The organism is Providencia alcalifaciens DSM 30120 (assembly GCF_000173415.1).
In the GTDB taxonomy this organism is placed as follows: domain Bacteria; phylum Pseudomonadota; class Gammaproteobacteria; order Enterobacterales; family Enterobacteriaceae; genus Providencia; species Providencia alcalifaciens.
The window spans coordinates 55,097-75,717 of record NZ_ABXW01000052.1 but is presented as its reverse complement, the minus strand read 5'-3'; the positions used below and the strand labels follow the sequence as shown (position 1 = coordinate 75,717).

At 42.5% G+C, this 20,621-nt stretch carries 16 protein-coding genes and 1 tRNA gene; 12 read left to right on the top strand and 5 right to left on the bottom strand.

The features are described 5' to 3' along the window. Positions 1–20: 20 nt before the first annotated feature. Positions 21–635 (bottom strand): trimeric intracellular cation channel family protein, encoded by a 615-nt coding sequence (locus PROVALCAL_RS12260; RefSeq protein WP_006659595.1) that lies wholly within the window; start codon positions 633–635, stop codon positions 21–23. A gap of 123 nt (positions 636–758) precedes the next feature. On the opposite strand from PROVALCAL_RS12260, the gene PROVALCAL_RS12255 reads away from it, so the two are divergent. Next, a complete protein-coding gene (locus tag PROVALCAL_RS12255; protein WP_006659594.1) occupies positions 759–2,087 on the top strand; it encodes a YidR family protein in 1,329 nt (442 codons plus the stop codon). Positions 2,088–2,358: 271 nt separating this feature from the next. Here PROVALCAL_RS12255 and PROVALCAL_RS12250 read toward each other — a convergent pair whose 3' ends face one another. Then, positions 2,359–2,703 (bottom strand): YceK/YidQ family lipoprotein, encoded by a 345-nt coding sequence (locus tag PROVALCAL_RS12250; protein ID WP_036959671.1) that lies wholly within the window; start codon positions 2,701–2,703, stop codon positions 2,359–2,361. 326 nt (positions 2,704–3,029) lie between these two features. On the opposite strand from PROVALCAL_RS12250, the gene PROVALCAL_RS12245 reads away from it, so the two are divergent. Further along, a complete protein-coding gene (locus PROVALCAL_RS12245) occupies positions 3,030–4,688 on the top strand; it encodes a putative transporter (protein ID WP_006659592.1) in 1,659 nt (552 codons plus the stop codon). Between the two features lie 219 nt (positions 4,689–4,907). Here PROVALCAL_RS12245 and PROVALCAL_RS12240 read toward each other — a convergent pair whose 3' ends face one another. Further along, positions 4,908–6,164 (bottom strand): valine--pyruvate transaminase, encoded by a 1,257-nt coding sequence (locus tag PROVALCAL_RS12240; RefSeq protein WP_006659591.1) that lies wholly within the window; start codon positions 6,162–6,164, stop codon positions 4,908–4,910. Positions 6,165–6,369: 205 nt separating this feature from the next. Beyond that, the gene (locus PROVALCAL_RS12235) at positions 6,370–6,933 is read right to left on the bottom strand and encodes a DNA-3-methyladenine glycosylase I (RefSeq protein ID WP_006659590.1); all 564 of its coding nucleotides are present in this window, start codon (positions 6,931–6,933) and stop codon (positions 6,370–6,372) included. Positions 6,934–7,132: 199 nt separating this feature from the next. Between PROVALCAL_RS12235 and glyQ the strand changes: the two genes are divergently transcribed. The 10 genes from glyQ (at position 7,133) to PROVALCAL_RS12185 (ending at position 19,569) form a co-directional block, all read left to right on the top strand. Continuing rightward, on the top strand, positions 7,133–8,041 hold the full coding sequence (gene glyQ, locus PROVALCAL_RS12230; RefSeq protein ID WP_006659589.1) for a glycine--tRNA ligase subunit alpha: 909 nt from the start codon (positions 7,133–7,135) through the stop codon (positions 8,039–8,041). A 9-nt stretch (positions 8,042–8,050) separates the two neighbouring features. Beyond that, positions 8,051–10,120 carry a glycine--tRNA ligase subunit beta gene (glyS, locus tag PROVALCAL_RS12225; RefSeq protein WP_006659588.1) on the top strand — a complete coding sequence of 690 codons (2,070 nt, stop codon included), beginning with the start codon at positions 8,051–8,053 and terminating at the stop codon, positions 10,118–10,120. A gap of 230 nt (positions 10,121–10,350) precedes the next feature. Beyond that, positions 10,351–10,427: transfer RNA gene (locus PROVALCAL_RS12220), tRNA-Pro, on the top strand. A 639-nt stretch (positions 10,428–11,066) separates the two neighbouring features. Beyond that, the gene (gene dppA, locus PROVALCAL_RS12215; protein ID WP_036959677.1) at positions 11,067–12,677 is read left to right on the top strand and encodes a dipeptide ABC transporter periplasmic-binding protein DppA; all 1,611 of its coding nucleotides are present in this window, start codon (positions 11,067–11,069) and stop codon (positions 12,675–12,677) included. Positions 12,678–12,854: 177 nt separating this feature from the next. Next, entirely contained in the window at positions 12,855–13,874 is a 1,020-nt protein-coding gene (gene dppB, locus PROVALCAL_RS12210) for a dipeptide ABC transporter permease DppB (RefSeq protein WP_006659585.1), read from the top strand. An 11-nt stretch (positions 13,875–13,885) separates the two neighbouring features. Further along, complete coding sequence (dppC, locus tag PROVALCAL_RS12205) at positions 13,886–14,788, top strand: dipeptide ABC transporter permease DppC (RefSeq protein WP_006659584.1); 903 nt, start codon at positions 13,886–13,888, stop codon at positions 14,786–14,788. A gap of 12 nt (positions 14,789–14,800) precedes the next feature. Next, a complete protein-coding gene (dppD, locus tag PROVALCAL_RS12200; protein ID WP_006659583.1) occupies positions 14,801–15,781 on the top strand; it encodes a dipeptide ABC transporter ATP-binding protein in 981 nt (326 codons plus the stop codon). Beyond that, the gene (dppF, locus tag PROVALCAL_RS12195; RefSeq protein WP_006659582.1) at positions 15,778–16,788 is read left to right on the top strand and encodes a dipeptide ABC transporter ATP-binding subunit DppF; all 1,011 of its coding nucleotides are present in this window, start codon (positions 15,778–15,780) and stop codon (positions 16,786–16,788) included. Before dppD ends, dppF begins: the two co-directional genes overlap by 4 nt. 195 nt (positions 16,789–16,983) lie before the next feature. Continuing rightward, positions 16,984–17,682: a HAMP domain-containing protein gene (locus tag PROVALCAL_RS12190; RefSeq protein WP_006663054.1), complete on the top strand. Its 699-nt coding sequence runs from the start codon at positions 16,984–16,986 to the stop codon at positions 17,680–17,682. Between the two features lie 354 nt (positions 17,683–18,036). Next, positions 18,037–19,569, top strand: coding sequence for an insulinase family protein (locus PROVALCAL_RS12185; RefSeq protein ID WP_039861957.1), 1,533 nt, complete (start codon positions 18,037–18,039; stop codon positions 19,567–19,569). A 41-nt stretch (positions 19,570–19,610) separates the two neighbouring features. Here PROVALCAL_RS12185 and PROVALCAL_RS12180 read toward each other — a convergent pair whose 3' ends face one another. Continuing rightward, positions 19,611–20,603: a serine hydrolase domain-containing protein gene (locus PROVALCAL_RS12180; RefSeq protein WP_006659579.1), complete on the bottom strand. Its 993-nt coding sequence runs from the start codon at positions 20,601–20,603 to the stop codon at positions 19,611–19,613. Positions 20,604–20,621 lie beyond the last annotated feature (18 nt).

Sequence of the window (20,621 nt, the reverse complement as noted above, 5' to 3'; positions counted from 1 at the left end):
GCTGATAGAAAATGAGGGCATTAATCTTGGCTTTCGTAATTGAAAATTGGTAACCCCAAGCGATAGCGAATGGCAAGTAACCGAGCGCTTAAACCAGCGACTAAGGTGATAATCACCACGATATCTTTAGGTAGCGGGGTATACAGCAAACCAATGTATAGCCATGCAGCGGCAAAAGAAACACCCGCATAAACTTCTTTTTGGAAAACTAGGGGGATGGTATTGCATAGCATATCGCGAAGAACGCCGCCGAATACGCCAGTTACCACCGCAGCAATAGCGGCAATGATAGGGCTATAATTCATATCGAGAGCAATTTGGGCACCTAAAATTGAGAAAACAATTAAGCCAATTGCATCGAGTATTAAAAAGAGTCGACGAAGGTGTTTCATCATTGGGGCTATCCAGATCGTAACAACGGCGGCACCAGCCACGGTCATAATGTACTCCGGATGAGCAACCCAACCGAGAGGGTAATGTCCGAGCAAAATATCACGAACAGATCCGCCACCGATAGCGGTCGCAGATGCGATAATGATCACGCCAAAGACGTCCATTTTACGACGTCCAGCAGCTAAAGCGCCAGTCATGGCTTCGGCAGTAATACCAATAATATAAAGAACACTTAATAACATGATGGTTTTATTCAATACTATAGTGATTGTTTAAGGGTAATATTACTTGTGTAACTTCTCGACTGAGATTTTTTGCTCTCATTAAGAATTGATTAGTTAAAGTAATCCGATAGCCTGTATTAAATGATGTCAAAGGATAACAGATTGAACAGTAAAATGCCTTATAAAGAAAAGCGTATTACCGATGAAGCGCGTAGTCATCAGCTTACAAATATTAATGTTTGGACACCAGATAGCGAATGGCTTGCTTATGATGTCCGACCAAGCGGCAGTTCATTTACTGGGCAAACTATAGAAAAAATTCATGTCACGACGCAGCAAAAAGTCGAAATCTATCGTAGCCAGCACGGATCCCACGTCGGAGTGGTGACAGTGAGTGCTGAAAATCCTCCTCGTTATGCGTTTATTCAAGGACCTGAACATCCAGATGAGTCTTGGCAGTATGATTTTCATCACCGCCGAGGTGTCTATGTCTACGATAATCAGCTTGGAAATGCACATCCCATCGATGCGATGTGTATTACTCCACCCTATATTGCAGGAGCGTTAAGGGGAGGGACTCATGTACATGTTTTTAGTCCAGACGGAAAGTGGCTCAGTTTTACCTACAACGACCATGTTATGCATGAACTCGATCCTAAATTAGATCAACGTAATGTGGCGGTGGCTATACCAATTGGTGCAGTGACTGTCGAGCCTATTGGGCACACGAGAGAGTACGGTGGTGATTTCTTTTGCTGTGTTGTAACAAAAACGACTCTGACTCCCACTCCAAATAGTGACGAAATTGGTCGGGCCTATGAGGAAGGGTGGATTGGTCAATGTGGGTATAGGAATCAAGAAGGTCAATGGCAACGGCGAGCCTTAGCATTTATTGGGGATACGCATCATCATAATGGTGAGGTTGTTCCAGAAATCTATCTGGTTGATTTACCTGAAGACCCAGAGAAATTCAAAATCCCAAGTCATGAGCCCCTGCAAGGCACTAGAAATTCCATGCCTGCACCACCTAAAGGTGTCCAACAAAAGCGCTTAACCTATACACATCAGAGAAAATTTCCGGGTTTAGCGAAACAGCCAAGACATTGGCTACGCTCATCACCAAATGGAGAGTTAATTGCCTGCTTAATGCATGATAATCAAGGCATTGTACAATTATGGACCGTGGGAACCGCAACCGGAGTATTGACTCAAGTGACCTTTGAAAACTCCCCAATTCAGTCTGCGTTTAGTTGGAATAATACAGGTGAGTATCTCTGTTTTGTTCATGATAACAGCATTGTGCGTTGCCATGTGGCGACGGGCAGCATCGAAAGGTTGACGCAAAGAACAGACGCCGCACCAGTTGCAGATGCGGTTGTGTTTTCTCCAAATGATAAATTTGTAGCATTTATGCGTGATGTTGATGGGTTTAGACAGATTTATATTGTTGAGACTGGGTTGGCGAATTAATTTTACTCTGAATTAACACTCATGAAGAATAAAGAGATAATGATTCATCTTTTTATTCTTCAGCAAAATAAAAGGCAAAAACTTTCATTAAATGAAATGTGCGATATGAAATGAAAAGTATTGGTTAAAACTAATCATCGCGGTATTAAATAGAATAGATTAAAGGAGATGATAAATCGTTCAATGAAAGAATAAAATATTAAGCCAAATTAAAACAACATTATTAATGAAACAGAAATATTATATTCCTAATTGGAGTGTCGAATAAATACTATTCAATAATGGGCTTTTCATTATGTTTTTTTGATTCTTGTTGCTTATCAAGTTGTTCTACGCGCTTTTTTGGTGATTCAGCGGTTTGAGAATCGCTGGAATGCATATAATCAATAGGGATTAATAATGTATCTACAACAGCTGTGAACGGTAAATCAATAATAAGTAACGGTTTAACAACCCAGCCAGTATCTTCATGTTGCAACATATCAATACTATTTTTAGTGCCAGGATAATAACTATCGGTAGGACCTGCATGAGTCATAATACTTGAGCAACCGCTCAATGTAAAAATCAATGATGTGGAAAATGCTAACGACCTAAAAAAAATCAAGCTTGGCATATAATGTTGACCTACATTGAGAGGGGCTTTGTCTAACTTGAGATCATGATAACTAAAAACAAAAAATTCACAATCTCGGGAACCTATTATTATTTAAGATACACTCTGAATAATAGTTCTTTTTTGTATTATTTTATGTCGGTCATGTTAATAATTAGCAATGGAATTGTTTTATTTGTGGAATTAAGCTGCGCGATTGAATTGCTGTGAACTGTGCTCTATCACACAACTTCCCTTGTATTTATTTGGCACAATCGATTCAGTTATAAATGTAATACTCCGTATGTCCCATATTTTGGTTACTGTCGTCAAAAGGATAGCGGTCTATGAGTGAATTAGCGCTTACAGTCAGTTTATTAGCCTTAGCTGCCGCATTAGGCTTATGGATAGGTAATTGGAAAATTCGCAATGTCGGTTTAGGGATAGGTGGCGTTCTCTTCGGTGGGATCATCGTTGGGCATTTTGCACGCAGTTATGGCTTGTCTCTCAATAATGATATGCTGCATTTTATTCAAGAGTTTGGTCTTATCCTGTTTGTTTATACCATCGGGATACAAGTGGGACCCGGCTTCTTCTCCTCTTTGCGCGTTTCAGGCTTAAAACTTAACGGCTTTGCGTTGATGGTGGTTATTTTAGGTGCGGTCGTTACCGCTATTATCTATAAAATTGCCGATATTCCTTTACCGATTATTTTAGGTATCTTTTCTGGTGCTGTAACGAATACACCTTCCCTAGGTGCGGGGCAGCAAATCCTTTCTGATTTAGGTTCTGATCCTAGTTTGATCGGTCAGATGGGAATGGGATATGCCATGGCTTACCCTATGGGTATTTGCGGTATTCTTTTAGTGATGTGGCTAGTGCGAATTATTTTCCGCATTTCAGTAGAAAAAGAAGCATCAGAGTTTAATAGCACAAATGTTCAGCATAGAGACTTATTGCAAACCATGAACATTGCGGTACGTAATAGCAATCTTGATGGTTTGATGATTCAAGATATTCCTATGCTAGGTAATGAAGAAATTGTTTGCTCGCGGCTCAAGCGTGGTGAAATGCTTGTTGTGCCTCAACCAACAACGGAAATCCATCTTGGTGACTTACTGCATGTGGTTGGGCAGAAAGAGGACTTAAATAAAGTTCGTTTAATTTTAGGGGAAGAGGTAGACGCATCATTATCAACATCTAGCTCCGTATTACACTCAGTCCGAGTCGTGGTCACTAATGATGCAGTGCTAAGTAAGCGACTAAAAGAGTTGAATCTGAAGCAAAAGTACGATGTGGTCGTGACGCGTTTGAATCGAACGGGTATTGACCTGATGGCGAACAATAATTCAGTGCTGCAATTCGGTGATATTCTGAATATTGTTGGGCGCCCAGAGTCGATTGAAGCGGTAACGGCTTTACTGGGTAATGCGAAACAAAAATTACAACAAGTTCAAATGTTACCTGTGTTTATTGGGATTGGCTTAGGTGTTGTTTTAGGCTCGTTACCAATTTTTGTTCCGGGCTTTCCTGCTGCATTGAAATTAGGTTTGGCAGGAGGACCATTGGTTGTGGCTTTGATTCTTGGTCGAATAGGTACTATTGGGCGGTTGTATTGGTTTATGCCACCAAGTGCAAACTTAGCATTACGAGAACTGGGGATCGTGATGTTCCTTGCCGTGGTAGGATTAAATTCAGGTGGCAGTTTTATCGAAACTCTTATTCAAGGTGATGGGCTCAGGTGGATTGGTTATGGGATATTAATTACATTTATCCCGTTGTTCATCACGGGTCTAGTTGCTCGTATCTTCGGTAAAATGAATTATTTAAGTTTATGTGGAGTACTCGCAGGTTCAATGACGGATCCTCCTGCATTAGCCTTTGCCAATAATATTCACCCAACGAGTGGAGCTGCGGCACTTTCCTATGCAACGGTTTACCCATTAGCAATGTTTTTACGCATTATTTCACCGCAGTTATTAGCCATTTTATTTTGGGCGTTATGACGATGCTTGAATGGGAAAATGAGATGTGGAGAAAAAGTATCCGTCTATATAAGGGTGTAATTGGGGCTTGTTCTCGCCATAACTGATATCAGAAAAGTGGTTTAATAACCGCGAATAACATTTGTCATAAACAAATATATTCGATTTCAATTATGGAGTTCTCGCTAATTTTGGCCCTTTCCTTGATGGAAAGGGCTTTTTTTAATCTATTAATTAGACCTAGCGTTCAGATTCTTGATAGGCTTTTTCTAACTCTTGAGCGAGGATTTGAATGCCTTGCTCAATTTTTTCTGGCTCAGGTACATAATTCATTCGCATACATTCATGTGCATGTTGCCAATCCTCTTCAAGCCCTGGGAAGAAATAGTGCCCAGGAACCATCAACACACCACGTTTTTTTAAACGACGGTAAAGTTCCAAACCGCTAATTGGCATATCTTTAAACCAGAGCCATAAGAAAATAGCGCCTTCAGGCTTATGGATGAGGCATCTATCTTCAGGAATGTAGCGGCGAATGATTTTAATAACTTCTTCAACACGCTGTTTATAAAATGGACCAACAATATTTTGAGATAGTTTAAATAAATCATCACGCTGTAGCATTTCAAGTGCGATGCTTGGACCAATACCTCCAGGGGCAAGGCTAATGATGCCATTCATATTGCTGATAGCATCAATTAAATCCTCACTACCAATGATGATGCCGCAACGTGTGCCCGGTAGACCCAGTTTTGACAGGCTCATGCACAGAATAATGTTTTCATTCCAAAATGGAGTGGCTTCACTAAAAATAATACCGGGGAAAGGAACGCCATAGGCATTATCAATCAGTAATGGAATGTTGTGCTGCTTCGCCAATTGATCGAGGTGCAGAACTTCTTCATCTGTAATCACGTTTCCTGTTGGGTTGGTTGGACGTGATACACAAATAACCCCAATGTCTTTCGTGATCTCTAGTGTATTGAAATCAACATGATACTTAAATTGTCCATCCGGTAAGAACTCAATTTGTGGCTTGTTAGCAACAAAAAGATCTTCATCCAGTCCTGAATCTGCATACCCGACATACTCTGGTGCGATAGGGAATAGAACTTTACGGGAGATACCATCTTCAAAGCGACCAGCAAGTAAGTTAAATAGATAGAAAAACGCACTTTGGCTACCGTTTGTTAGCGCAATATTTCGTGCACTGATATCCCAGCCTAGTTTCGCTTTTAGAGTTGCTGCTAGCGCTTTCAACATGGCATCTTTGCCTTGAGGACCATCATAATTGCATAATGTGTCGGTTAATTGACCATTTGCACACATCTCTGCAAGGAGATCCTGAAAGTATTTGTCCATTTCGGGGATATGAGCAGGATTCCCACCACCCAGCATAATAGCGCCGGGGGTTCGAATGCCTTCATTCAAGTCTTTCATTAATTCTGAAATACCTGAATTCTTAGCAAATTTATTACCAAATTTAGAGAAATTCATTGTGTTTTTTCACGTCTATTGATGAGTTTGTTAATGGAATTTCAAACATACCGCGCTACCATCTGGAGTTCAATAGCATAGTTACAGTTATTTTTCATATAAAATATCAAATATTAATAATAAATTGGTTTTTTGAATTAACTTGTGTGTTAAATGTAGTTTATTTGAATTGCAATTTATTCGGTTATTATGGATAAACTCTGATTTATTTATATTGGCAACAACTTACTAAATGATCATTAACCATACCAGTAGCTTGCATAAAGGCGTAGCAAGTCACTGAACCAACAAATTTAAAACCTTGTTTTTTTAGGGCTTTAGAGAGTGTTTTAGACAGTTCTGTTTCCGCAGGAACTTGGGATGATTCAGTCCAGTTATTGACTTTAGGTTGATGATTAACAAACGCCCAAATAAACGTCGAAAAATCCTCACCGTGGTTTTTCATGGATAGATAAGCTTTAGCATTGGAAATAATCGCATTGATTTTTAATCGGTTACGGATAATGCGAGCGTCTTGCATCAATCGTTCTACATCGGTTTCATTCATTAAGGCAATTTTTTCGGGATCAAATTGATGGAATAGTTCTCGATAACCTTGGCGTTTTTTCAAAATGGTATACCAAGACAGCCCCGCTTGTTGCCCTTCAAGGCAGATCATTTCAAATAGTTGGTGATTATCTTTGGTAGGTTTCCCCCATTCATTATCGTGGTAGGCAATATATTCAGGGTCTTGGTTAACCCAATGGCAGCGAGTGGGCAATGTTTCCATTTTTCATCCTTTTTCTAATTATGTTCAGCTTGTGAGCAAGAATAGAATCTTTATACTGTATAAAAATACAGTTTTAAAGGGGTGAAATTAATTTTTTTCTTTTTAGAATGATTACATATGTATTCATTGCTGTATATCTGGCGGTCAAAGGGTATACTGGTCACTTTCTTAAATTTCACGTATCGCGTGCGGATCTAACATGCAAAAGTTTGATACCAAAACCTTCCAAGGTCTTATCCTGACATTACAGGACTACTGGGCGCGCCAAGGCTGTACCATTGTTCAACCACTGGACATGGAAGTCGGCGCTGGTACTTCACACCCAATGACGTGTTTGCGCGCTTTAGGTCCAGAACCTATCGCAGCAGCTTATGTTCAGCCATCTCGTCGACCAACCGATGGTCGCTACGGTGAGAACCCAAACCGTTTACAACACTATTACCAGTTTCAGGTGATTATCAAACCTTCACCTGACAATATCCAAGAGTTGTACCTAGGCTCATTAAAAGAGCTGGGTATTGACCCTACAGTCCATGATATCCGCTTCGTTGAAGATAACTGGGAAAACCCAACATTAGGTGCTTGGGGCTTGGGCTGGGAAGTGTGGTTAAATGGAATGGAGGTGACTCAGTTCACTTATTTCCAACAAGTAGGTGGCTTGGAGTGTAAACCGGTTACCGGTGAGATCACTTACGGTCTTGAGCGTCTTGCGATGTATATTCAAGGCGTTGATAGCGTGTACGATTTGGTTTGGTGTGATGGCCCTCTAGGCAAGACCACTTATGGTGATATTTATCATCAAAACGAAGTTGAACAGTCTACTTATAACTTTGAGCATGCAAATGTTGAGTTTTTATTCAAATGCTTTGAAGAGTATGAGAAAGAAGCCCAATACCTGCTCGCTTTAGAAACGCCACTGCCACTGCCGGCCTACGAGCGTATTTTGAAAGCGGCTCACACCTTTAACTTACTGGATGCCCGTAAAGCAATTTCAGTAACCGAACGCCAGCGTTATATTTTACGCATTCGCACCCTGACTAAAGGGGTCGCAGAAGCTTATTATGCTTCTCGTGAAGCGCTGGGTTTCCCTATGTGTCATAAGAACTAAGAGGCTGTCATGACTCAACAGACTTTCCTTGTGGAAATCGGTACAGAAGAGTTACCGCCGAAGGCTCTTCGTTCTCTTGCAGAATCATTCGCAGCCAACTTTACGGCTGAATTAGATAGTGCAGATATTACTCACGGTGCGGTGAATTGGTTCGCTGCACCTCGCCGTTTAGCGTTGAAAGTAGAAAGCTTAGCCGCAGCTCAGCCAGATCGTGAAGTTGAAAAACGTGGTCCAGCGATTTCGCAAGCGTTTGATGCGGAAGGTAAACCAACAAAAGCAGCTGAAGGTTGGGCACGTGGTTGCGGTATTACAGTCGACCAAGCGGAACGCTTAACAACCGATAAGGGTGAATGGTTACTTTATCGTGCTCAAATGAAAGGGCAGCCTGTCAGTGAATTACTGATTGATATGGTAAGCCGATCTCTGGCGAAATTACCTATCCCTAAATTAATGCGTTGGGCAGATAAAGACACTCAGTTTGTGCGTCCTGTTCATACGGTCACGTTACTGTTGGGTAGTGATATCGTTAACGGTGAGATTCTTGGTATTAAGAGCGACCGTATTATTCGTGGTCACCGCTTTATGGGTGAAGCTGAATTCACCATTGATAACGCGGAGCAATACCCAGAAATTTTACGCACACGTGGTAAAGTGATTGCGGATTACGCTGAGCGTAAAGCGATAATTATTGCGAACGCAGAAAAAGCAGCTAAAGCGTTAGGCGGTAAAGCAGATCTCACAGACAGCTTAGTTGAAGAAGTCACCTCTTTGGTTGAATGGCCAGTGGTACTAACAGCAAAATTCGAAGATAAATTCTTAGAAGTTCCTGCTGAAGCATTGGTGTACACCATGAAGGGCGACCAAAAATATTTCCCTGTCTATGATGATGCTGGCAAGTTAATGCCAAACTTTATCTTTGTGGCAAATATTGAGTCATCAGATCCTCAGCAAATTATTTCCGGTAACGAAAAAGTTGTTCGCCCGCGTTTAGCGGATGCGGAGTTTTTCTTCAAAACCGACCGTAAACAGCGTCTAGAAGATAATTTACCACGTTTAGAAACTGTACTGTTCCAGCAACAGCTGGGAACCCTGCGTGATAAAACTGACCGTTTAGAAGCGTTAGCGGGTTGGATTGCAAGTAAAATCGGTGCAGATGTTAATCATGCAACTCGTGCTGGTTTACTGGCAAAATGTGACTTAATGACCAACATGGTCTTTGAATTCACAGACACTCAAGGTGTCATGGGAATGCACTATGCTCGCCATGACGGTGAGTCAGAAGATGTTGCTCTTGCACTGAAAGAACAATATCAACCGCGTTTTGCGGGGGATGAACTGCCATCTACCGATGTTTCTGCGGCATTAGCATTAGCAGAAAAAATGGATACCCTCGCAGGTATTTTCGGTATCGGCCAGCATCCGAAAGGGGATAAAGACCCATTCGCTCTGCGCCGTGCGGCATTAGGTGTGTTACGTATTATCGTTGAAAAAGGCTATCAGCTTGATCTTGTGGAAATGACCCAAGAAGCTGTGCGTCTGTATGGCGATAAACTAACTAACAAAAATGTCGTGGAAGATGTGGTTGAGTTCATGCTGGGTCGCTTCCGTTCTTGGTACCAAGAACTAGGCTACAGCATCGATACCATCCAAGCGGTATTAGCTCGTCGCCCAACTCAGCCTGCTGACTTTGATGCTCGTGTTAAAGCAGTGACTCACTTCCGCTCTTTAGAAGAAGCACAAACGCTGGCAGCCGCCAATAAACGTGTTTCTAATATTCTGAGCAAGTCAGAAGAAAAACTCGCCGATAGCGTGTTAGCTTCTGTACTGAAAACCCCAGAAGAAGTGAAGTTAGCAACTCACGTTGTGGTACTGCAAGACAAGTTAGCGCCAATGTTTGCTGAACGTAACTACCAAGAAGCATTGGTTGAGTTAGCCTCTTTACGTGAAGTGGTTGATGAATTCTTTGCGAACGTCATGGTAATGGATGAAGATCCTGCGGTACGTATTAACCGTTTAACCCTGTTAAGCCAGCTTCGCGAGTTATTCTTAAAAGTAGCAGATATCTCTCTGTTGCAATAGGTTGATTTTTAGTCAGTTATTTTTGATTAAAAAAATGATTGAATAAATATTGCCTTCCCAGTGATTGGGATAAATAAGCGCTAAATATTTTTAGCGCTTATTTTTTGTCCTAAAATAGGCTTAAAATTAAGAAACCATACCATTTTGATGGTTTTATCAGCATACGAACGGTTTTCACTAAAAATAGGGTTGACGATCCCCATTCTTGGCAGTATTATTCACACCGTTTTCGGCGAGTAGCGCAGCTTGGTAGCGCAACTGGTTTGGGACCAGTGGGTCGGAGGTTCGAATCCTCTCTCGCCGACCAAATTCCAAAACCCACCTCATAGAGGTGGGTTTTTTCGTTTATAGTTCCCTTCATTTTTCTTTTCTTTCTTCTGTTGTTCTTTGCACACAAATAAGACGATGTTTTTTCAGTCCATATCTTCAATTCAAATTCACTTCAAAGCACACTTTCATTATGCGATTGGTATTTTCACCCGCGATCCCGTGAAAATAGGAATATGATATATAAATTCGCTAATAATTATTTTTAGTATAAAAAACATGCAAAACAATCAGCTATCAAATAGTTTTATACAAATTCTATTTAGCGTTTTATGTTGCAGTTTTTTGTATTGCCCACCATTTCCGCTCAGTAATTCAGCACTTAATCACAAATATACAAATAATTAACGTCCCTATAAAAATCTATTCAGTAATGTTTCTGTGGTTATAACCGCTGGTTAATAAACATTTTCGTAACATATCAGGCTATATTTACACCAAAATAATCCGAAATGTGTCATTTAAGCCAAATTGTTACAGAGAATAATGCTATTGACGAAATGTATTCCAGTTGATTAATTGCACAGTGAATAACAAAAAAATACAGATACGACATCTGTCTTGTTCAAGGCGGATTTCAGTATTCGATAAAACAACATACACCACAGGAGCATTACCAATGACGCTCTCGATGAAAAAGACAGGTTTATTAACTGTAGGCTTAACATTAGCTGCTTTGGCTGTGTCTGCCTCAGTACAGGCTAAAACACTGGTTTATTGTTCTGAAGGTTCACCTGAAGGGTTTAACCCGCAGTTGTTTACCTCTGGGACAACTTATGATGCGAGTTCTATTCCTCTGTATAACCGCTTAGTTGAATTTAAATTGGGCACCACTGAAATTGAGCCTGGTTTAGCAGAGAGTTGGGAAGTGAGTGACGATGGCAAAGTGTACACCTTCCATCTGCGCAAAGGCGTGAAGTGGCATTCAAATAAAGATTTCAAGCCAAGCCGTGACTTGAATGCGGATGATGTTATTTACACATTCATGCGCCAGAAAGATCCAAATCACCCATATCACAAAGTTTCTGGCGGTAGCTATGAGTACTTCATGGGGATGGACATGGATAAGATCATCGACAAAGTTGAGAAAGTCGATGACAACACCGTTCGCATCACACTAACTCGTCCTGAAGCACCATTCTTAGCTGATATGGCAATGGACTTCGCTTCCATTTTATCTGCGGAATATGCTGATCAAATGTTGAAAGCGAAAACGCCTGAGAAAGTTGATTTAAACCCAATCGGAACAGGTCCTTTTGAGCTGCAACAGTACCAGAAAGATTCTCGTATTCTGTACAAAGCGAACAAAGACTACTGGGGCAATGTACCGAAGATTGATCGCTTAGTATTCTCTATCACTCCTGATGCATCAGTGCGTTATGCAAAACTGCAAAAAAATGAGTGCCAAGTTATGCCGTATCCAAATCCGGCAGACTTAGAACGCATGAAAGCAGATAAAGAAATTACGTTAATGGAGCAGCCAGGTCTGAACGTAGGTTACCTTTCTTATAACGTTGAGAAAAAACCACTGGATAACCAAAAAGTTCGCCAAGCGCTATCGATGGCCGTAAATAAAGACGCCATCATCCAAGCGGTTTATCAGGGCGCGGGTCAAAAAGCGAAAAACTTAATTCCACCAACAATGTGGGGTTATAACGACGCGATTAAAGATACCGAATACAACCCAGAAAAAGCGAAAAAACTGCTGGCGGAAGCGGGCTTCCCTGAAGGGTTTGAAATCGATCTGTGGGCGATGCCAGTACAACGTCCATATAACCCAAATGCGCGCAGAATGGCAGAAATGATCCAAGCTGACTGGGCGAAAATTGGCGTTAAATCGAAAGTTGTTAGCTACGAGTGGGGTGAATACCTGAAACGAGCTAAGAGCGGCGAGCCACAAACTGTAATGATGGGTTGGACTGGGGACAATGGTGACCCTGATAACTTCTTCGCGACATTGTTCAGCTGCGCAGCGAAAAAACAGGGTTCAAACTACTCTAAATGGTGTGATCAAAGCTTTGAAGACGTGATTCAACCTGCACGTATGACATCCGATCACAACAAACGTGTTGAGCTATACAAACAAGCTCAAGTGGTGATGAACGAGCAAGCACCAGCGCTGATCATCGCTCACTCCACGGTATTTGAGCCTGTGCGTAAAGAAGTGAAAGGTTACGTGGTTGATCCATTAGGTAAACACCACTTCGAAAACGTAGACATTGATAAGTAATTGTTTTTAATCTGTAAATGCCCTTCGTTGCCTCTTTGCAGCGGAGGGCGTTTTCTCCTCTGACATTCAGAAGAAACAGATAAATTTAGTTATTTGTGAGCAGATGAAAACGTTGTTTTTTCTGACCAGCCAAGCGGACTAAGAGCCGTCGACGGCATTATTAAAGAGACTCAGGATATGCTGCAATTTATCCTCCGACGATTCGGGCTCGTGATCCCCACCTTTATCGGTATCACGCTACTTACATTTGCTTTCGTTCATATGATCCCAGGTGACCCAGTCATGATTATGGCGGGCGAACGAGGATTATCCCCAGAAAGACACGCCTATTTAATGGCTGAATTAGGACTCGATCAGCCACTTTGGAAACAATATCTCCATTATCTGAACGGTGTACTGCACGGTGATTTAGGGATCTCCTTAAAAAGCCGCATTGGCGTTTGGGAGGAATTTTTACCTCGCTTCCTAGCCACGGTCGAATTGGCGACGTGTGCAATGATTTTCGCGGTTTCTGTGGGGATCCCTGTTGGGGTGTTAGCTGCGGTTAAGCGTGGTTCTATTTTCGATCACACAGCGATCGGTGTTTCATTAACAGGCTACTCAATGCCAATTTTCTGGTGGGGGATCATGTTGATCATGCTGGTTTCGGTCCAGTGGGATCTGACGCCTGTCGCCGGAAGGGTTAGCGACACGGTCTTCCTTGATGACTCTAATCCACTCACTGGATTCATGTTAATTGATACCCTCATTTGGGGGGAAGCTGGTGACTTCAAAGATGCGGTTGAACATTTGATTTTACCTTCTATTGTCCTTGGAACTATCCCGCTAGCCGTGATTGTGCGCATGACGCGTTCTGCCATGTTGGAAGTATTAGGGGAAGATTATATTCGTACTGCGCGCGCAAAAGGTGTCAGCCGTGCACGTGTGATTTTAATTCACGCGCTGCGTAATGCGTTGCTGCCGGTAGTGACGGTGATCGGTTTGCAGGTGGGGGTAATGCTTGCAGGGGCTATTTTGACCGAAACGATATTCTCATGGCCAGGATTAGGTCGTTGGTTAATTGAAGGATTACAACGTCGAGATTACCCTGTCGTTCAAGGGGGGGTATTACTCGTCGCCACCTTGATTATCTTCGTTAACTTAGTGGTTGATGTGCTGTATGGCATTGTTAACCCTCGTATTCGTCATAAAAAATAAGGAGCGCAAGAATGTCTCAAACAACTGAGTCTAAAGCTGTCAGCGCCCCGAAGCCGATGACACCCTTACAAGAATTTTGGCATTACTTTAAGCGCAATAAAGGCGCTGTCGTAGGCATGTTCTACATTATTTTGATGGTATTAATCGCTATTTTTGCTGGCGTATTAGCACCTCATGCTCCAGATGAGCAGTTCCGTCAGGCGTTGTTGACTCCGCCAGTATGGGAAGACGGAGGTTCATGGGAGTTTATCCTTGGGACGGATGATGTGGGGCGTGATCTCTTATCCCGACTGATGTATGGCGCAAGACTTTCTTTGTTAGTCGGCTGTTTAGTCGTTGTGTTATCCCTGATAATGGGCGTAACGATTGGGGTGATTGCGGGTTATTTTGGTGGTGTGGTTGATGCGCTGATTATGCGTGTGGTCGACATCATGTTAGCGCTGCCAAGTTTATTATTAGCATTAGTTCTAGTCGCAATTTTTGGTCCTTCCATTGTCAATGCCTCGATAGCGTTAACCTTTGTCGCATTACCGCACTACATTCGTTTGACGCGAGCCGCGGTGTTAGTAGAGGTTAACCGAGACTATGTGACTGCTTCTAGAGTTGCTGGAGCAGGTGCATTCCGTCAAATGTTCGTCAATATTTTACCTAACTGTTTAGCACCGCTGATTGTGCAGGCGTCGTTAGGATTTTCAAATGCCATTCTAGATATGGCTGCACTGGGTTTTCTGGGAATGGGGGCTCAGCCGCCAACACCAGAATGGGGAACGATGTTGTCTGACGTGTTGCAGTTTGCACAAAGCGCATGGTGGGTTGTTACGTTCCCTGGATTAGCAATTTTATTAACGGTATTAGCGTTTAACCTGATGGGTGATGGTTTGCGTGACGCCTTTGATCCAAAACTCAAGCAGTGATGAGGTAATCTAATGGCATTGTTAAATGTAGAACAACTCTCTGTTCACTTTGGTGACGAAGAGACCCCATTTCGCGCCGTTGACCGCATCAGCTATCAAGTTGAGAAAGGACAAGTGGTAGGAATTGTGGGTGAGTCTGGTTCCGGTAAATCGGTTAGTTCTCTTGCGATTATGGGGTTAATTGATTACCCCGGAAAAGTGATGGCGCAATCACTGCAGTTTGATGGGCGTGATCTCCTGTCCATACCAGAAAAAGAACGTCGTCAAATTGTCGGTGCAGATGTGGCCATGATTTTCCAAGATCCGATGACCAGTCTGAACCCTTGCTTTACCGTTGGCTACCAGATTATGGAAGCGCTGAAAGTCCATCAAGGTGGCAGTAGAAGCACGCGTAAACAGCGCGCCGTTGACCTCTTAAATATGGTGGGAATTCCCGATCCGCATTCTCGTCTTGACGTTTATCCTCATCAATTATCTGGAGGGATGAGCCAACGAATTATGATTGCGATGGCAATTGCTTGTCGTCCTAAGTTGTTGATTGCAGATGAACCAACCACGGCCCTAGACGTGACGATTCAAGCTCAGATCATCGAGCTATTATTGGAATTACAACAACAAGAAAATATGGCGTTAGTGTTGATCACCCATGACTTAGCTTTAGTCTCAGAAGCAGCACATCACATTATCGTGATGTATGCAGGGCAAGTGGTGGAGTCGGCAAAAGCGAAGGATATTTTTAAACATCCAAGACACCCCTACACACAAGCGCTATTGCGTGCGTTGCCTGAGTTTGCCAGTAATAAATCTCGCTTGGCGTCATTGCCGGGTGTCGTACCTGGTAAATATGATCGCCCTGAAGGGTGTCTGCTCAATCCTCGTTGCCCGTACGCGACGGATCGTTGCCGCCAAGAAGAGCCTGCATTGCAGACCATTGGCGACCGTCAGGTGAAATGTCATATGCCACTGGATGATATGGGGAGACCAACGCTATGAGTGAACAACATTCCAAAGGAATGCCGTTATTAAAAGCGGTAGATTTGAAAAAATACTATTCAGTGAAAGGGGGCGTTTTCTCAAAGGAGAAAACCCTGAAAGCACTTGATGGTGTCTCTTTTGAGTTAGAAAAGGGAAAAACATTGGCGGTGGTTGGGGAGTCAGGCTGTGGTAAATCCACACTTGGTCGCTTACTCACGATGATTGAGCAGCCTTCCGAGGGTGAGCTGTATTATCGCGACCAAAACTTGCTGATCAAAGATAAATCGGCGGAGAAGTTACGTCGTCAAAAAATTCAAATCGTCTTTCAAAACCCCTATGGCTCATTGAATCCACGTAAAAAAGTGGGGCAAATTTTGGAAGAGCCCTTATTGATTAACACTTCCTTGTCTAAAGAACAGCGTAAAGAAAAAGTGTTATCGATGATGGCTAAAGTTGGTCTAAAAACCGAACATTATAGTCGCTATCCACATATGTTTTCGGGCGGGCAACGTCAGCGTATCGCAATTGCTCGTGGCTTGATGTTAGATCCTGATGTGGTTGTGGCGGATGAACCCGTTTCGGCATTGGACGTTTCTGTGCGTGCTCAAGTTTTGAACCTCATGATGGATTTGCAGCAAGAATTGGGGCTTTCCTACGTTTTCATCTCCCATGATCTGTCAGTCGTAGAACACATTGCGGACGAAGTGATGGTGATGTATTTGGGGCGTTGTGTAGAAAAAGGGACGAAAGAGCAGATTTTTAATAATCCTCAACATCCTTATACTCAAGCGCTGTTATCTGCGACACCACGTTTGAATCCAGACCAACGCCGTGAGCGAATCAAATTAACGGGGGAACTACCCAGCCCGCTTAATCCACCTCCAGGGTGTGCATTTGCAGCGCGTTGTCGACGAGCGTTCGGTCCATGTACCCAATCTCAGCCTGCGTTGAAAAATTATCGAGAGCAATTAGTGGCGTGTTTTGCTGTCGAAGACGACGAAAAACAAGCAGTGGTCGTGAATTAACGACTTTAGACGGCAGAAAACAGACTTTCTGCCGTTTCCTCATCCTGTTTATACTCACTTTAGCGGTTAATTTGGAGCTTATCCTAAATATGTGATCTTTCTTTTTTAAAGATGCTCTTTTATACGGAAAATCAAGTATACTGTTCGTCCGATTTTTTTCTTTAAAAAGCAGCTTGATTAGGAAGGTTGTGGGAAATGAACACTCGTGTCCAACGTTCACTCACGTTTAAGAGCATGATCGTATTCTTTGTGATTACGTTGCTTTTTCTTGCACTTTTTTTGTCCATTCAATTTACTTACCTGTTAGAACAGCGCAAACAAGACTATTTAAATCAATTAAGTAATGCTGTAGTTCAAGTCCAAAAACCATTAACGGACTCGCTACTCAGTTCTGATTTAAATGAAGTCAAAAGGCTTCTTGTCAGCCTGAAAACCTCAGGAATTATGGGGAAGGCGATTGTGACGGTAGATAATGCGACGGTGATGAATCTCAGCTTCGCCACGCCAAAGCCGATCCCTGAATGGTCTTTGCCTCTTATCGGTATCCCTGTGGAAATGACGGTACCTTTGTATGCCTATGGCACCATGGCCCCACAAGCGAAACCTCAAGGTTATTTGACGCTACAAGTGGATTCTAATCGGGTATACCGTTTTGCTCTCAACACATTTGCACTGTTAATAACAACTTATTTACTGTTAGCGCTGATCATTGCTATTGCGATGACATGGTGTGTGAGCCGCATGATTGTACGCCCACTACGCAAAATTGCGGGCGAATTGCAAGCAAATCAACAGGTCGATCACCTAGAGGTTTCTCAATATCATCAAGATGATGAGATAGGGTTATTGGCGAAAGGTTATAATCGTCAAATAAAACGACAAAATTCAGATTAAGCCATGAACATGTTATAAGGTTTGTGGTCTAATATCATTACACATACCTATCATATTGTTAGCGACAAGATTCAGGCGGCTCTCGCTATTTATAGTGTTCAAAAATACAAAACATCCGCATTCGAGATGGCGGTGTTCAAGATGTATTTTAGTGATCAACGTAGCGACTTAGTGTAGTGAGTGCAGCCCAATGATCTCAATAACATGCAACGATGTTTTTTTCCGGTATAGTGATAATCAAATTTTTGATGAAGCCAAATTATATCGCTTAACCGAGTCAATTAGCGTTTTTCGTTAATTCATCTGTTGCTGTTTACGGTTAAATACAAGGATATAAAGAACATAGGGGTCTACATGCAGGGTTTGAAAGTGCGATATATCATCGGAGTGGTACTTTTATCAGTCACTGGTTTTGCAAGTGCTGAACCTTTACAACCCGATCCAGCATGGCAGCAAGGAAAGCTCGAGAATGGCTTTAATTGGCAGTTATTACAAACACCACAGCGTCCAAATGACCGAATTCAACTTCGGTTAGCCATTAAAACAGGTTCATTATCTGAGAAAGCCAGTGAAAAAGGGTACAGCTATCTGATCCCTCGGATGGCGCTACTTCATCAGTCTGACGCTTTTCCTGCTGCTACATTACAAAGTTTTTGGCGTCAGGCGACTGATCCTGATATGCCGTTACCTCCAGCCGTTGTCTCTTACGACTACACAATCTACAGTTTAAGTTTGCCAAACAACCGTCCTGATCTTATCAAACAGGCGTTAAGTTGGCTTGCAACATCAGTAGCTGGAGCGCAGTACACTGAAAACTCATTACAAAGTGGGTTAAACGTACCGAATGTCCCAGTGGCAACACTACCTGTCAATGCGAATGATCCTGTGTGGCGTGCACGCCTTAATGGTTCGGCGATGTTAGGCTACGATCCAGGGCAGAAGCCAAACGGTAAAGTAGATTTAGCGAGTGTGAACTCGTTTTATCAAAAATGGTATACACCCGATGTCATGACACTGTATGTGGCTGGGCATGTCGATGCGCGTATGTTATCTGATAGCATCACTCAAGCGTTTTCATCACTAGAAGGTAGACGTTCTGAACCAGTTTCAGTTGCCGTATTATCATCAGTCAAGCCGCAATCTATTAATATTCTGCAAGATAAAGCAACACAAGATACGCTTTCTCTGATTTGGGATATCGATTGGTTACCGATTAAAGACTCCAATGTACTGTTACGTTATTGGGGAAGTGATCTGGCGCGTGAAGCTATTTACCGCTCATTACAGAAAACCTTTAAGCAGAAATTTGTTGACGATGGTGTAACGCCAGGTCTGGATTGCCGTGTTCAATATCAAAAAGCAAGCTGCACATTAGCGATTTCAGCGCCACCAGAAAAAATGGCAGCTGTTTCGGATGTGGTTTTAAATGAGTTGGCGGCAATCAACCAAAATGGTATCGACCCAGAGCTATTCAACGACATGATGAAAGAGAAACAAGTGCAATTGTCACAGTTGTTTGCTGCGTATGCACGTACCAGTACCGACGTGTTGATTAGCCAACGTTTGATTTCTCAGCAAAATGGAGTGGTGGATATTGCACCTGAGCAGTATCAATTGCTCAGACAAGCATTCTTAGGCAGCCAGAATCTTGAGCAAGTCAACATGGAAGCTCGTCGTTTATTATCTCAAGAAGCCGCAATTGTTTTAGCTCAGCCAAAAGAAAAACAGACCATGGATGCAGAGCAGATTCGCCAAAAATTCACGCAAGTGTTATGGCCTGCTCCACCAGTGATTGTGGAACCTGCTCCAGAAGCTTCAGCAGTCGCAGAGCCGCAAGATGGAGTGCCTGCACCGGCACTACCAATACCTGCACCACTGACTCGCTAATACATTATCTTCATCAAAAAGCCCTCTATGAGGGCTTTTTTTTACGCTGAGGTTAAGAGGGATTCAACCACTTGAATCAAAACATTTCGCGAATCTCGATGATCAACAAACCCCGCGATGCTTGTTTGAGTTGCCGGTGAGTAGTAAGCGACTGAACCCCAAAAACCTAAATGAGAATATAGCATCATTCCATTGATTTCTTTTGCCATAATCCCAAGTCGATAATGACTTGCTCCTTCATGGTCTCCTGCACTTAACATGGTTTTCAATGTGTCTGGTTTATCAAATATTTTCCCGCAGAACAAAGCTTCAAAGAACTGCGCCATTTGTTTTGATGACATGACTAAACCTCCGCCGCCATAAACATCCATGGAAGGATCCATATCGGAGCAATCGAGCTTACCTAAGTATTGTTTCGCGCGTGGTACAGTTGTGCTTGGGTATTCAAACGTTTCCCAATAGGCTGACTGTAAGCCAATTACATTAAATTTTAGTAATTCTCGAACGGCTTCTCCCAATGTTTGTCCTGTTATGCGTTCAATAATATTTCCAAGCAAAATATAGCCTGTATCAGAGTAGATAAACATTTCAGAAGGCGGAAAAAACGGATGATCTTGCTGAACATATAACTCAATTTGCTCTGTTCGTGTCCATTGATAGTCTGGGCGCTTTAATACCTCTTTGAGGTACTCTTCATTGGCATGATCTAATAATCCGCTACTGTGGCTGAGTAAGTGGCGGATAGTAATAGCATCAGTATCATATTTAGGCGTGAGCAATTGATTGTATTTGGGAGAGATATAGTGAGAAATGCTATCATCAACGAACAATTTTCCCATCTCAGCGAGACGTAGAATCGCCACAGCGGTAAACGGCTTCGTATTACTGGCAATACGCAAAGGCGTATCGACTGTTAACGGTTCTCCAGAAAGATCGCTTCCACGTGCGCAAAATGTTCCAACGCAGTCTTGGGAGTGATTACGGACATACACCACAACACCACAAGGTAAATTTTCTAACAGAGAGATTTGCATGGACGGCTTCCTTAGGGA

Excerpts from the sequence above, each read along its gene's own strand:
- glyS (WP_006659588.1), top strand. The coding sequence starts at position 8,051 with ATGACTCAACAGACTTTCCTTGTGGAAATCGGTACAGAAGAGTTACCG.
- dppA (WP_036959677.1), top strand. The coding sequence starts at position 11,067 with ATGACGCTCTCGATGAAAAAGACAGGTTTATTAACTGTAGGCTTAACA.
- PROVALCAL_RS12185 (WP_039861957.1), top strand. The coding sequence starts at position 18,037 with ATGCAGGGTTTGAAAGTGCGATATATCATCGGAGTGGTACTTTTATCA.
- PROVALCAL_RS12180 (WP_006659579.1), bottom strand. The coding sequence starts at position 20,603 with ATGCAAATCTCTCTGTTAGAAAATTTACCTTGTGGTGTTGTGGTGTAT.
- dppF (WP_006659582.1), top strand. The coding sequence starts at position 15,778 with ATGAGTGAACAACATTCCAAAGGAATGCCGTTATTAAAAGCGGTAGAT.
- dppB (WP_006659585.1), top strand. The coding sequence starts at position 12,855 with ATGCTGCAATTTATCCTCCGACGATTCGGGCTCGTGATCCCCACCTTT.
- PROVALCAL_RS12255 (WP_006659594.1), top strand. The coding sequence starts at position 759 with ATGATGTCAAAGGATAACAGATTGAACAGTAAAATGCCTTATAAAGAA.
- PROVALCAL_RS12245 (WP_006659592.1), top strand. The coding sequence starts at position 3,030 with ATGAGTGAATTAGCGCTTACAGTCAGTTTATTAGCCTTAGCTGCCGCA.
- dppC (WP_006659584.1), top strand. The coding sequence starts at position 13,886 with ATGTCTCAAACAACTGAGTCTAAAGCTGTCAGCGCCCCGAAGCCGATG.
- PROVALCAL_RS12240 (WP_006659591.1), bottom strand. The coding sequence starts at position 6,164 with ATGAATTTCTCTAAATTTGGTAATAAATTTGCTAAGAATTCAGGTATT.
- PROVALCAL_RS12235 (WP_006659590.1), bottom strand. The coding sequence starts at position 6,933 with ATGGAAACATTGCCCACTCGCTGCCATTGGGTTAACCAAGACCCTGAA.
- PROVALCAL_RS12190 (WP_006663054.1), top strand. The coding sequence starts at position 16,984 with ATGAACACTCGTGTCCAACGTTCACTCACGTTTAAGAGCATGATCGTA.
- PROVALCAL_RS12260 (WP_006659595.1), bottom strand. The coding sequence starts at position 635 with ATGTTATTAAGTGTTCTTTATATTATTGGTATTACTGCCGAAGCCATG.
- dppD (WP_006659583.1), top strand. The coding sequence starts at position 14,801 with ATGGCATTGTTAAATGTAGAACAACTCTCTGTTCACTTTGGTGACGAA.
- PROVALCAL_RS12250 (WP_036959671.1), bottom strand. The coding sequence starts at position 2,703 with ATGCCAAGCTTGATTTTTTTTAGGTCGTTAGCATTTTCCACATCATTG.
- glyQ (WP_006659589.1), top strand. The coding sequence starts at position 7,133 with ATGCAAAAGTTTGATACCAAAACCTTCCAAGGTCTTATCCTGACATTA.